This window comes from Marinobacter sp. UBA2688, assembly GCF_002352785.1.
GTDB lineage: Bacteria > Pseudomonadota > Gammaproteobacteria > Pseudomonadales > Oleiphilaceae > Marinobacter > Marinobacter salarius.
The window spans coordinates 124,591-137,753 of record NZ_DELU01000010.1; the positions used below are offsets into that span (position 1 = coordinate 124,591).

Here is a 13,163-nt window from a genome sequence, read left to right on the forward strand (position 1 = left end):
AATAACGTCAAAGGGAAGATTCCGTGAACGAGAGTGTCCGCAGTACCACACCGTCTGTGATCATCATTGGCACCGGTTTTGGCGGCCTGTGCATGGCCATCCAGCTCCGGAATGCCGGAATAGAAACCTTTACCCTCCTGGAAAAGGCGTCCGGGGTTGGAGGCACCTGGCGAGATAATACCTACCCCGGTGCGGCCTGTGATGTTCAGTCTCACTTGTACTCCTTCTCCTTTGAGCCCAAACACGACTGGTCAAGAAAGTTCGGATTGCAGCCGGAAATTCTTGATTATATGCAGCACTGTGTTGAGAAATATGATTTAGCGGGGCATATTCAGTTTAACAAGGAAGTCGCCAGCGCGGTTTTCAACGAAGCCACCAACACTTGGACCGTCACCACTACCGACGGAGAGTCTCAGACAGCCGATATCATTGTCACCGCTACCGGCCAGTTGAATCAGCCAGCATGGCCAAACATTCCCGGCCTGGATACCTTTGCAGGCACGACGTTCCATTCCGCCCGTTGGGACCATAACTACGACCTGAGCGGCAAGAATGTTGGCGTGATTGGCACCGGTGCCAGCGCCATTCAATTCGTGCCGGAAATAGTGCCAAAGGTAAGATCTCTCAGCCTTTTCCAGCGCTCCGCTGCCTGGGTGCTGCCGAAACCCGACCGACCGTTCTATAAATGGGAGCAGGCACTGTTCCAGAAGGCTCCAGCCTGGGACCGCATCTATCGTTCCCTGATCTATTGGAAGAATGAAACTCGCGCCCTGGCATTCACCCGTTTTAACAGCTTGCTCGAAATCTTTGCCTGGCAGGCGAAGCGTTTTGCCAAACACCAGGTTCGCGATCCCGAGAAGTTCAGGCATCTGGTTCCGGACTATAAGATCGGCTGCAAACGAATACTGATTTCCAACGACTGGTATTCAGCCGTTGATCAGTCTCACGTTGAGCTCGTCACCACTGGCATTGAGCGTGTCGTAGAGGAAGGCGTAATTACCACCGACGGCGCTCTGCACCGGTTAGACACGATAATCCTGGGGACCGGATTTGCAGCCTCGGAATTCCTGTCGCCGATGAACATCACCGGCCGCGACGGCGTGTCGCTTAACCAGGCTTGGGCCACTGGGTCGGAGGCCTACAAAGGCATTACAGTGTCCAGGTTCCCCAACCTTTTCATGCTCTACGGGCCCAACACAAACCTCGCCCACAACAGCATCGTGTACATGCTGGAATCTCAGGTCCGGTACGTGCTCGGTTGCATCAATACATTGAACGCAACACCCGGCACGGCGATGGATGTAAAACCAGATCGGCTTCGAGCGTTCTCTGAGGGCGTTCAGACAAAGCTTAAAAACAGCGTTTGGGACTCTGGTTGCCACTCCTGGTATCTGGACAGTGATGGTAAGAACACGGTGAACTGGCCCGGCTTTACCTTCACCTACCGCAAGGCCACGCGAGAGGTGAACCCGGATGACTACGAGTTCCTGAACCCTTCCGTTTAGCCTCTATTTGCTCTGTCCAAGCCCATTGATTTGACAGCTCGAGTTTATTCGTAGGATGATTGGGTCATCATTTACCAGGATCTTAAACATGCAGCTCGCCAGAATCTCCAAGGGTTCTCTCGTCGAAACCGCCATAGAAAGCCTGCGCCAGGCCATTGAAAAAGGGTATTGGGCGATTGGCGAACGTCTGCCCGTTGAAGCGCAACTGTCGGAGTCCCTCGGCGTGAGCCGTAACACCGTTCGTGAAGCGGTGAGAGTCCTGGTACATGTCGGCATGCTGGAGACACGTCAGGGGGATGGCACCTACGTTCGAGCCACAAAGGACGCGGGTGAAACCCTGCGAAGGATCAACCGCGCTCAGTTAAGAGACAAGCTCGAAGTAAGGATCATGCTGGAAACTGAGGCAGCGAAGCTCGCTGCGGAGCTTAGGGACGCAACGGACCTGGAGAAAATGACGCTTGCCCTGGATGAACGGGCGAAAGCCGGTAACGATGTTGAAAGCCGAATCCGTCACGATCATGCGTTTCATACGGCCCTGGTCGCAGCGTCACACAACCCCGCCCTGTCGGAGCTGTACGACTATTTTGCCCATTCGGTGACGCAAACTATTGAACTGACCGAACTCGACTCAGAACTTCCTGAACCTTCCCAGGAGGATCATGAACTGCTACTCGCCGCGATCCGACGACAGGACCCCGTGAAAGCGGAAGCTCTGTCGAGGGCCTTACTGCAGCCAAGCCTTAAAGCCTTGGGGAAAAATCGTCGATGAAATTCAGGCTCGATACTTTCACGCTACTGCTTTTGGGTGCGATTGTCCTTGCCACGTTCCTGCCGGTGCGTGGTGATGCCGCCAACGCCCTGGCAACCGCAGGCACTGTGGCCGTGGCACTCCTGTTTTTTCTTCATGGCGCGGCGCTTTCACGTGAACAGATCGTGGCCGGTGCCACCCATTGGCGCCTGCACATCATCATTACCGCTTTCACCTTCGTTTTTTTCCCCCTGGTGGCACTACCCATCAACGAAATCAGCCGCTTTGCGCCTCAGTGGATGCCGGCGGACCTGGGATTGGGGTTCCTGTATCTGGGCGTACTGCCGTCGGCCGTTTCTTCCTCGATCGCCTATACGGCCATGGCGAAGGGCAACGTGCCCGCCGCCATCTGCAGCGCCGCCGCTTCCAATGTGTTTGGCATGATGTTGACGCCATTCCTGCTGTTGCTACTGGTGAGCACGTCGGGCGACGGCGGGTTTTCGGTCGCTGAGGCGCTCAAAGACATCGTGCTACAACTGCTTCTGCCGTTTGCGGTTGGACACGGCCTGCGCCCTCTGCTGGGTGGTTTCCTGGCACGGCACGAAATGCTTGCTTCCCGCTACGACAAATTCGTGATCTGGCTGATCGTGTATTCCGCTTTTTCCCATTCCGTTGCAAGCGGCCTGTGGCAAAACCTGCCTTTGAAGGCGATTCTGCTGGCCATTGGGTTGTGCTTCGCGCTGTTGGGGTTCTTTATGGTGCTGGCGATGTTTGTGGTTCGCCGGTTTGGATTCAGCCTGGAGGACGAAGCCGCCGTGGTGTTCTGTGGCTCAAAGAAAAGCCTGGCCTCCGGTTTGCCCATGGCCAAGGTGCTGTTTTCCGGGCATCCGGGATTTGGCATGATCGTGCTGCCGATCATGTGTTACAACCAGATCCAGGTTATTGTAGGGGCGATGCTGGCCCAAACCTATCGCCGCAGGATTGAGGCTGCGTCAGCCGCCGCCCCCCATTCCACTGAATAAGGTTGCTAATACGGCCAAGCCGACAATCCAGCCTATCACCGCGGGCCAGAAGTTAACCATCTGCGGCGGCAGTTCTTCCTGTGGCTGCTGATCACCCGTTGGCGTTTCCGCCTCCATGTCCTCCTCGGCGTCATGCTCCTGCGCGTCCCGCAGGCTATACCAGTCGAACCATCCCGCCAGAAACTGCACAACCGGCGCCGGGAAACTGCCGTTTTCCGCCATCGGCCGAACCTGAGGCTCCAGCGCGTCGGCAATTTCCTTGCGAACATGAGGCTGATCTGCAGGAGGCTCCCCGAGAATGGCTTTCCAGATCTGCGCGTCCTTACTGCGGCTGGAATCGTTCAGCAGAGCTCGGACCTGAATCACGACCTCTCGTACCACCTGTCGTTCCGAGGCATCCAGCTCCTGGTCCTCCTGCCTCACTGCCACAGGGGTATCAGCAACCTGAGGCTGTTCTTCATTACCGGCATCGGACGGTTCGTTGTCCGTTTGCGGCTCGCCGCCCGTTGCTTCCTTGAAAGCCTGCCGCAACCGTTCAAGCTCCTCCCCAGAGGCGAACTTTTCCTGTTGCTCATAAGCCGCCCTGATACGGGCATGATCACCGGTGGGCTCGATACCCAATACTTCCCAACAATTCATAGAGTTATAACTCATTCATCAGACTTTCATTAAATTTTAGAGAGACAAATGTAATCTGGTCACATAGGATATAAAAAAAGCGTTCACCATAAAAAAATCCCACACTCGGCAAAGTATAAAACGACACTCATGCCCGTTACGACCTATCTCATTAAAATTCCGGGGCTTGTTCGCCCTAATGCGTATCGCAGTCGCCTGATCTCGGTGTTTGCGGGCACGTTCATCGCCGTTGTTCCGGTGGTAGCGGCGGTAGCGGAGGAAAGCAACGAGCAAACTTTCGAGCTGGCAGCGCTTGGCGATTCACCGGAAGCCTTTGAAATGGATTCCAGAATTCCAGAGGTACTGACCACAACCCGTCTCAGGCAACCGAAGTCACGTGTGCCCGGCACGACCACCATCATCACCGGCGAAATGATCCGGGATCTCGGCATCATGAACCTGGTTGAAGTATTTCGCCTGGTCCCTGGCATGACGGTAGCCGAGGTTGGGAGCAACAACCCGGTGACCAGTTACCACGGTACTGTACATTATGAGCAGCGCCGATTGCAGGTTCAGGTCGATGGCCGTACGTCATACCGCCCTAACCTGTCCGACATGGACTGGAATACCATGCCGGTTCCCCTGGAGCTGATAGAACGAATCGAGGTCAGCCGCGGCCCAAACAGCGCCGCGTATGGCATCAATGCCTTCCTCGGAACCATCAATATCATCACCCGCGCGCCCGAGGATACGGCCGGCGTTGAAACCCGCGCCATTACCGGTTCCAGAGGCTATAAACGGGTGTTTGGTTCCGCCGGCAACGTCTCAGGTGACTATAACTGGCGACTGGCCTACGAGAAACGCAAATCTGACGGTTTTGACGAGCAAGTAGACGACGACATCTACTACCCTTTCCATGATGGCTATGACATCAACACCTTTAACTACGACAGCAGTTTGTTCCTGAACAGCCAATACAGTTTGGACCTGCGCGGCGGTGTGGTGGATGGCGTCAATGAGGAGGACCAGATCAAGAACGGTAAGCTCGGCGCCGATGACCATCCTGACATCATCGTCGACGACTACTATCTACAAACCCGCCTGAACGTGACGACCTCCGAAAACCATTTCTATCATGTTCAGGCCAGCTTCCAGAACTATGATCGGCGGCAGCGCTGGAGCATATGCATTCCCGGGGATACCTTTAACAATATTCTTCAGGGAAACAGCTTTGATCTCGAACCCTGCACTGCCAACGAAGTAGACCCTTTCAGGGCAAATTTGAATGAAGACATTGAGGAATCCCGCCTGGAGTTCGAAATCCAGGATACCCTGTTGTTCAACCGGGATCTGAAGTTGGTATCGGGTCTTGGTTATCGTAAGGATACCTATCGATCAGAGACCTATTTCAATGGCCGCGGTAACAACTACCAGTCACAGGTTTTTGCGAACCTTGAGTACTCGCCTTTACGTTGGCTCACCCTGAACGCCGGCGGCAACTGGGAAAAAACCACCACCACGGACGAAGGCTACTTTTCACCCAGGGTGGCGGCCAACTTCATCCTGGCCAACAACCACACGCTCCGATTTGTCTACTCCGAGGCAGTACGCACACCGGATGCGTTCGAACAGAATCCGGACTGGTCCTATCGTCCCAGGAATGTTCAGCCACCGTACACGTTTCTTGAAGGGCAACGATTCCTGGTCGCGAATCTGGTCGACCCCGCCACGTCGACGTATGGTAAAACACTTGAAGAAGAGCACATAATCTCCCGGGAAATAAGCTATTTTGGCCAGTACTATCTGGACAGTTCCACCTTGTCACTGGAAGTTCGCTATTTCAACGACAAGCTTCGGGACATGATCAGCGGTATCATCAATGAAGAAGACTGGACCATCGACAACAATGTCGCACTCGATCAGAAAGGCTTTGAAGTAGAGGCGTCACTGGACTTTCCCGATACAAAACTGAGGATGAGCTATGCTTATCTGGATCAGGACGGCCGCTATACCGGCGCCAATGATCGTGATGCCGGTGACAAACAATATGCCATTGACCTGTTGGGGCGTTTGTCAGTCAGGCATTCAGGAAGTTTTGCGTGGATACAGGATCTGCCTTTCAACCTGACCTCATCGGCGGCATTCTATTTTGCGGATGAATTCCGGCGTTCACAGTTCGAACGTCTGGACCTGAGGCTGGCAAGGCACATTTTCAAAACCGGCTACAGCTATGAGTTTGCCGTTACCATGCAACACTATCTGGATAAGGACACGACGGATCTGAGTCCTGATAACATCATCAGGGATCATAACCAGTTCTTCGCTGAAGTCGGCGTAAGATTCTAAAGGCATCACACGGACGATACCCGACCCTGGACGGTATGAAACCAACGTACAACACCAAAATGGGGAAAGAATCAGGCGGCCATGCCAGTCGGCGCGCCCTGGGCGGTGCCGTACTGTTCCTGCTTTTCGTGTTGTCTGTGCCTTTTCAGCCTGTTTACGCGCAATCCTCGTCGGGTTCCCAGGTGTATCTGGCCGGTTCCGAGAACTCCGCTCTGAACCGCCGCATGATCACCCTTCTTAGGGAGGCGCTGGGCAGCACCGTCAACATTCGCTCCTTCAGCAGCGGCCAGACGTCTCAGGACAAAACCACGCCCGTTATTACGCTCGGGCCAGAAGCCTTTACTCGAGTTCGGCAAGAGAATCGTGATGTGCCTATCCTGGCTTTGCTTGTGGATCAATCGTTTATCAGTGGATATGCGGGACGCTCTGAAGGTTCGGTTTCAGGCATATTGTACAACCCCCCATTAATCAGGCAGGCCGTCGCTGGAAAGGAGATCCTGCCTCATGCCACCCGGGTGGCGATGCTTGCCCGTCCCGAGACCGTCGAACTCTACGAGTCCCTGGTTGATGAACTTCCAGCTTATGGGCTCCGGGCGCGAGTATTTGTCGTCAGTTCCGACAACGACCTGATACCAACACTCATTCACGCGCTGAACTACGGTGACTTTATTCTCGCCGCACCGGACAGTGGTATATACAACCCCCGAACCATCAAGCACATCTTGTTGACGGCCTATCGTCGTAACCGGATTGTCATCGGCCCGAGTCAGGCTTATGTCAAAGCGGGATCGCTGGCGTCTACCTATACCCCTTTAACCGAGATTGCCAAACTGGCAGCGAATTACATAGAACAATACCGCCGCGATGGTCAGTTCCCCCCGCCCGCCTATCCCGATGTCTTCAGGATTGAGCTCAACGACCAGGTTGCGCGTTCCCTGAACATTCCGCTGCCCGACCGTCAGGAGATCATCAACTCTATTAGCGAGCGGTTAGCCGGTTCTGAGGAGGCGTCTGATGAGTAAGCGTATGGGCAGGCCAGTCTCCCTCACGCGGAAGCTTCTGCTACTGGGTGCCGCACCAGCGATCGTCATGTTTATCGTATTGATGGTGTTCTTTACGTCTGCTCGGCTTGATGACGCCCGCAAGGACCTGGCTGACAGCAGTCAGATGCTGGCTGACAGCCTGGCGCCGGCGGTTGAATACGCCGTCGTTTCGGGGAACACGGCGTCCCTGGAACAGATACTGTCGCAATCGCTGCGGCGCAGCCGCGCCCAATGGATACGCGTCTCCAACGTGGTGGGCGAAGAGGTTGGCTTTGTGTCCACGGACGACCCGGGCAATATCAGTGCCGAGGAAACCTTCGACGTCTTCGAATCTGAGATACTGCAGCAACCGCTCGATCTGGGGGAGGATCGCCAGACCGAATGGTTTGAGCCCAACTACGGATTCGGGTCAGGAGCGCTTCGCGTCGGTACTGTTCAGGTGGGCGTCAACAAAGCCCAACTCGCAGCACGCCGGCAGGATATACTCTGGACATCACTGGCGGTTGGATTTTCACTGCTGCTGTTTACGCTACTAATCGTCAAACACTCGCTGAACAGTATCGTCTCACCGATCCATGGCCTGTCCCGCCGAGTTGCAAAACTGACCAATCGGGAATACGAGGAAGTTGAGGTCGGCCTTGCCGGCGCCACCCGCGAAACCCGGGAACTGGAGGAAAGCCTCAATGCTCTCTCCAGGCATCTGAGGAACCTTAAGGCATCCCGGGACGAAACCCTGGCTTCTTCTGAAAAAGCCCGGGAACGCGCGGAGATGGCGAATCGAGCCAAATCCGAATTTCTTGCCACCATGAGCCATGAGTTACGCACACCGCTCAATGGTGTTCTGGGAATGATCGAACTTGTGACCGACGAGGCCCTGAGTGCTCGGCAAAAGGACTATCTCCAAACGGCGCGGCAGTCCACTGAGGACTTGCTGACGGTCATCAATGACATCCTGGACTATTCCCATATTGACCGGGGTACGCTGGAACTGGATAACCGCGAGTTTGACCTGAAAGAACTCATCACCAACTGCACCGCCAGCTACCGTCATGTCGCCGAGCAGCAAGGTTTGGCGCTGTCCACCAAGTTTATCGGAGACTGGCCGGATCGCCTGCTTGTGCTGGGAGACTCACCACGCCTGCGCCAGATCCTGGCGGGTCTTATCGATAATGCCATCAAATTCACAGGCGACGGCTTCATCAAAGTACAGGCAAACTTTTTCTCTGTTGAGGATAACTGCCTGGTGCTCAACTGCACCGTCAGCGATTCCGGCTGCGGCATTCCTGTCGAACGGATTCACGACATCTTTAACTCATTTGAGCAACTCGATACGGGTGATTCACGCAGTTATGGTGGAACCGGCATGGGGCTTTCGCTGGTCCAGAGACTGGTTGAGCTGATGGGCGGTCACGTCAAAGTCGAGACCGACATTGGGAAAGGGTCGCAGTTCCGCTTCGAGCTGCCCTTTGAATTGGCAAACCGGGTCGATCATGTTGAGGCCGCAGATCAGGGCCCCATCAAAACCGGAGGCGAGCAAGCCCGTGCTCTTGTGGTGGAGGACAACATGGTGAACCAAAGGGTCGCCACTGCCCTGCTCCGGCGGCTGGGCTTTGAGACAGACGCTGCAGCCAATGGTGAGGAGGCACTGGAACTGGTTCGAACCAATCACTCCGGCTACGACGTTATCCTGATGGATTGCCAGATGCCGGTGATGGACGGCTATGAAACCACCCGCTGCATCCGGGAATGGGAAAAGAGCAACGGCCAGGGCGGAACTCCCATTATCGCACTGACAGCGGACGCCCTTCCGGGAACCGAGACCAGCTGTCGAGAGGCAGGCATGAACGATTACCTCGCCAAGCCAGTGAGAAAAGAAAACCTGAGAACGGTACTCAGCCGCTGGATACGGGTGTAACCAGCGGCTTTTAGCAAGATTACGCGACGGGCTCGCGCATGGTGACGAACTCTTCAGCGGAGGTCGGATGAATACCAATAGTGCTGTCGAACTGCGCTTTGGTCGCGCCAGCTTTCAGGGCAACCGCTATCCCCTGGGTTATTTCTCCGGCATCGGGCCCAACCATGTGAGCACCCAGCACCCGGTCAGTGTCAGCATCCACCACCAGTTTCATCAGTGACCGCTCATCCCGCCCACTCAAGGTATGTTTCATCGGTTTAAACTCCGACTGGTAGATACGGAGCTTATGCCCGGCTTCCCTCGCCTCTGCTTCCGTCAGGCCGACCGTTCCGATATTGGGCTGGCAGAAGACCGCCGTAGGAATGCAGGTATAGTCCATCTCGCCCTGGCCGTCTCCGAACAGTCGGCGGGACAGTACCATGCCTTGGGCAAGCGCCACCGGCGTCAGTTGCGGGGTGCCGATAACATCGCCAAGAGCTGTAATCGAGGGTACGGCGGACTGAAAGTGATCGTCCACAACCACATGGCCCGAGGCACTGAGCTGAACCCCAAGCGCCTCAAGTCCCAGGCCGTCCACCAACGCACGGCGCCCGGTCGCCGCCATCACAAGACCGGTATTCAGCCGGGAGCCATCGGTCAGGTTGACGTTGTAGTGAGTGTCCTCGCTCTCGATGGATTCGATATTGACGCCAAAGCGCAGGTCCACGCCCTTTTTCCGCATTTCCTGAGCGGTAAACTCACGAACGTCGTCATCGAAGCCCCGAAGGAACAGATCACCGCGATAGAGAAGTGTTGTCTCGACGCCAAGCCCGGCAAGAATACCGGCAAACTCCACCGCTATGTAGCCACCACCCCAGACCACTGCCTGCCTCGGCAGTTGCGGCAGATAGAACATCTCGTTCGAGGTAAGAACACATTCCTTGCCTGGCACATCCGGGACCACGGGCCAACTGCCGGTGGCAATAGTGATATGCTTCGCGGTATAGGACCGCTCTCCCACTACCACCGTGTGAGCATCGGTCAGTGTCGCGGTGCCTTCGATAACCGTAACGCCGGCATTGGCAAGCATGCGCCCATAGATACCGTTAAGACGTTCGATTTCGGCGTTTTTGTTGGCAACCAGCCTGGTCCAGTCAAAACTGACCTGATCTCCTGGCACGTTCCAGCCATAGCCCGCAGCGTCCTCGATGTCTTCACCCGCGTGGGAACCATAGACAAACAGTTTCTTGGGGACGCAGCCAACATTCACACAGGTTCCACCAAGATAGCGCGATTCCACCACAGCCACACGAGCGCCCTTGGCCGCGGACATGCGTGCCAGCCTGACACCACCGGAACCGGCACCCACAACAATAAGATCAAAATCCTGTCTGTCAGACACAGCGTCTCCTGTCTTTTTCGACAATCTGTTCGTTCAACCGGAGACCGCCGCCTGTTCGTCGGGGCGGACCTCACGGAATAGTATGTGATCCTCAAAGCTTCCCAGGCGAATGGTGCCAAGGCTCCGGAACCCTTCGGACTCGTAGAACGGAAGGTAGCGGCTGTTGCCTGTATCCAGGACAAGCCCGCTTCCCCGGGGATTTTCCGCACAGAGCTTCTCAACCGTGGATAACAGCAGTCGCCCATACCCCTTGTTCTGATAGTTCGGATTCACTCCCATCAATGGCAACTGGTGAGCCAGAGGCTGGGGTAGCATTTCCCGAATTTTCTCATGGTAATCCAGGTAACGACGGGTAGAGGCAAACCCGGCTGTCAGAACCATGCGAATGCGCCAGCTAAGCTGCTCCGCGAGGTTCAGCCGGAGCTCCGGCTCGCCAATGAAGGCAACGGCAACAAGTGTATCGTTCACCAGCACACCCACCGCATCCTGATTCAGACCAAAATAGAGATCAATCAGTTCCCGCACCGTGGCCCGCACGCGCTGCTGATAGCCAGGCCGACGATGATCAAACAGGTACTGGAACGTCGGTTCATCCCGATACGCATGGACTAATATGGAAATCGCCTCATTTCGGGCACTTCCATCGAGTCGAACAATGACTGGCTCCTGGCTATTCTTGTTCTGTGTGCCGTCACTCATCACATGTTCTCCAGTATCTGCCTCAAATCGTTAACGTCAGACGTACGGATACGATCCCTGGATCGTTCTGTCGGTCCATGGACGCTTGATCTATCTGAACACCGTGGCTAGTGTTCAGACGTTCCAACCAGTTGGCCACCTCGGTGAACGGTGCACCCTCGAGCCAGACGCGAATGGCGTTCTCACCACTGGGCTCGAAGCGCTGAAGCGAAAGGCCTGATTCGCTGGCACTGCGCGTCACCAGCGCCATAAGTGCTCTACCGTCTACCGGCGTATCAGAACCTGCGTCCCCCGAAGACGAGTTGGCACTGGACAGACGCTCCAATGACTGACGATTAGCCTCAAGCCACGCCAAGAGTTCAGTGGCACGCTCCCTAGACTCGACAGCTTCGTTGTGAAAACCCGTGGCAGGGCGCCAGACTCCGAAGTAGAGAATGCCGAGGAGAACGGCCACCGCAAGAACAGACAGAGCCTGCTGGTCCCTGCGAGGCAACTGGTCATACTGGGCGATGAGCTTTCCGACGGCTGGCTGCTCCTTGATCCTGTTTAACATGCCATTATCCTCCGGAAACCGTCAGACGCCCGCGGGCGCCATTGGATTCATTAACCACCGAGCCGATCTTCGCTTCCAATCCGCGACTGGTCAGGCCATTTCTCAGGGTGCTGAGCTTGTCATAGCTGTCTGCACGCACATCGACCACAAGTTCCCCGCGATTCTGGCTGTAGTTCACCGAATTGAAGGTGACAGCGCGTGAATCGGGAATCTTCGAGTACTGTTCACCCGTGTACTTCATCAACGTGAGAAAACCGGCGTTTGGCCCTTCCGCCTGAAGTTGACGCAACTGTCCCTCAACAACCCGGCGCACGTTACCGGAATGGGTCCTGGCGTCTCCCGGGAAAGCCTCACGATAAACTGCCATCGCCTGCTCCTGGATATCATCGGCTTGCTGCTGGTAGTAGAATCCCATGCCGACTTCCACGCCAATCTGGATCACAAACCATACGCAGGCCACGGCAACCAGCGGTTTCCATGCGCCCAGCGCACTCGATTTGCCCGTGCGGATGCTGTAGGCCCCCTGGCACAGGTTGATCGGTTGGCAAAGGTGATGATGGTGGGAGTGTGCCAGCAGTTCCAGTGGCATCAGTTCCAGCGTTTCCTCGCGAACTACCAGGCGCCCTGACGATTTCAGCTCGCTCAGGTCCGCCTGCTGGTGCTCAAATTCCTGCTCAGTGCCGTAAACGGTCACCGGCACCTCGGCGACCACCTCATCAGACGGTGGAAGCGCCAGCGTCTGCGCAAACATCGCGAGATTTCGCGCATGAACACTGAGCCACTCCCCCTGATCACTGGAAAGCATGGCGGAATCGCCATCCAAGCACACCGACCAGCCGCCTTCAGTCAACGGCAGCAAGCTTGAATCCGGGTAGATCGCATCCAGCTTAAGATGATTCCAACCACTGAACATCACCACCCATTCGGCCATTTGCCCGTGGTCTATGGCCGCCACCCGAAAACCTTTCTCCGTGCGGTTACCCAGGGCCAGATGAACACTTTCGATGTCCTGGGCAACCTGCTCCTCAACCGCGTAAGGGAGCGCCTGATGAACAAATCGCGTTTGTTTGGCGGGAATGTCCGCTACGCAGAAGAGCGCCTCGTCGCCGGGAATGAGACCCACCAACAGCACATTCTCAAGATCGTTCTGGGTCAGAGTCTGCTCGATGGTGTCTCGTGAATCCGCGGTTCCCCGGGCCTGGGCATCTCCACTGGCATCCACCAGCACCCAATTGTACAACTGGGCTTCCGGGTTGGCGTCGAGGTCCGCGAACGGTGGCCGTGGCCTGACGTAGAGGCGATATGACATTCTGAACAGTTTCCTTTTTCGAAA

At 55.8% G+C, this 13,163-nt stretch carries 11 protein-coding genes; 6 read left to right on the plus strand and 5 right to left on the minus strand.

The genetic code is table 11. The features are described 5' to 3' along the window. The first annotated feature begins 23 nt into the window (after window positions 1-23). The 3 genes from B3M52_RS05365 (at window position 24) to B3M52_RS05375 (ending at window position 3,275) form a co-directional block, all read left to right on the plus strand. A complete protein-coding gene (locus B3M52_RS05365; RefSeq protein WP_286749061.1) occupies window positions 24-1,505 on the plus strand; it encodes a flavin-containing monooxygenase in 1,482 nt (493 codons plus the stop codon). An 88-nt stretch (window positions 1,506-1,593) separates the two neighbouring features. Next, window positions 1,594-2,274, plus strand: a complete 681-nt coding sequence (locus B3M52_RS05370) for a FadR/GntR family transcriptional regulator (protein ID WP_286749062.1) — start codon at window positions 1,594-1,596, stop codon at window positions 2,272-2,274. After that, a complete protein-coding gene (locus B3M52_RS05375; RefSeq protein ID WP_286749063.1) occupies window positions 2,271-3,275 on the plus strand; it encodes a bile acid:sodium symporter family protein in 1,005 nt (334 codons plus the stop codon). Before B3M52_RS05370 ends, B3M52_RS05375 begins: the two co-directional genes overlap by 4 nt. Here the strand turns inward: B3M52_RS05375 and B3M52_RS05380 are convergent. Then, window positions 3,246-3,914 carry a J domain-containing protein gene (locus tag B3M52_RS05380; RefSeq protein ID WP_286749064.1) on the minus strand — a complete coding sequence of 223 codons (669 nt, stop codon included), beginning with the start codon at window positions 3,912-3,914 and terminating at the stop codon, window positions 3,246-3,248. The genes B3M52_RS05375 and B3M52_RS05380 overlap by 30 nt on opposite strands. Before the next feature lie 129 nt (window positions 3,915-4,043). Between B3M52_RS05380 and B3M52_RS05385 the strand changes: the two genes are divergently transcribed. Genes B3M52_RS05385 through B3M52_RS05395 form a run of 3 tightly spaced genes read left to right on the plus strand, consistent with a single transcriptional unit; the run spans window position 4,044 to window position 9,197 of the window. Continuing rightward, entirely contained in the window at window positions 4,044-6,239 is a 2,196-nt protein-coding gene (locus B3M52_RS05385; protein WP_286749065.1) for a TonB-dependent receptor plug domain-containing protein, read from the plus strand. Between the two features lie 35 nt (window positions 6,240-6,274). Then, complete coding sequence (locus B3M52_RS05390; RefSeq protein WP_286749066.1) at window positions 6,275-7,261, plus strand: ABC transporter substrate-binding protein; 987 nt, start codon at window positions 6,275-6,277, stop codon at window positions 7,259-7,261. Beyond that, on the plus strand, window positions 7,254-9,197 hold the full coding sequence (locus tag B3M52_RS05395; RefSeq protein ID WP_036207124.1) for an ATP-binding protein: 1,944 nt from the start codon (window positions 7,254-7,256) through the stop codon (window positions 9,195-9,197). Before B3M52_RS05390 ends, B3M52_RS05395 begins: the two co-directional genes overlap by 8 nt. Window positions 9,198-9,216: 19 nt before the next feature. On the opposite strand, the gene gorA is transcribed toward B3M52_RS05395, so the two are convergent. Genes gorA through gspL form a run of 4 tightly spaced genes read right to left on the minus strand, consistent with a single transcriptional unit; the run spans window position 9,217 to window position 13,139 of the window. Continuing rightward, window positions 9,217-10,578, minus strand: a complete 1,362-nt coding sequence (gorA, locus tag B3M52_RS05400; RefSeq protein ID WP_036207121.1) for a glutathione-disulfide reductase — start codon at window positions 10,576-10,578, stop codon at window positions 9,217-9,219. A gap of 33 nt (window positions 10,579-10,611) precedes the next feature. Continuing rightward, complete coding sequence (locus B3M52_RS05405; protein WP_041334903.1) at window positions 10,612-11,277, minus strand: GNAT family N-acetyltransferase; 666 nt, start codon at window positions 11,275-11,277, stop codon at window positions 10,612-10,614. A 22-nt stretch (window positions 11,278-11,299) separates the two neighbouring features. After that, window positions 11,300-11,830 carry a type II secretion system protein GspM gene (gene gspM / locus B3M52_RS05410; protein WP_085680760.1) on the minus strand — a complete coding sequence of 177 codons (531 nt, stop codon included), beginning with the start codon at window positions 11,828-11,830 and terminating at the stop codon, window positions 11,300-11,302. Window positions 11,831-11,834: 4 nt separating this feature from the next. Then, the gene (gspL, locus tag B3M52_RS05415) at window positions 11,835-13,139 is read right to left on the minus strand and encodes a type II secretion system protein GspL (RefSeq protein ID WP_085680762.1); all 1,305 of its coding nucleotides are present in this window, start codon (window positions 13,137-13,139) and stop codon (window positions 11,835-11,837) included. Window positions 13,140-13,163 lie beyond the last annotated feature (24 nt).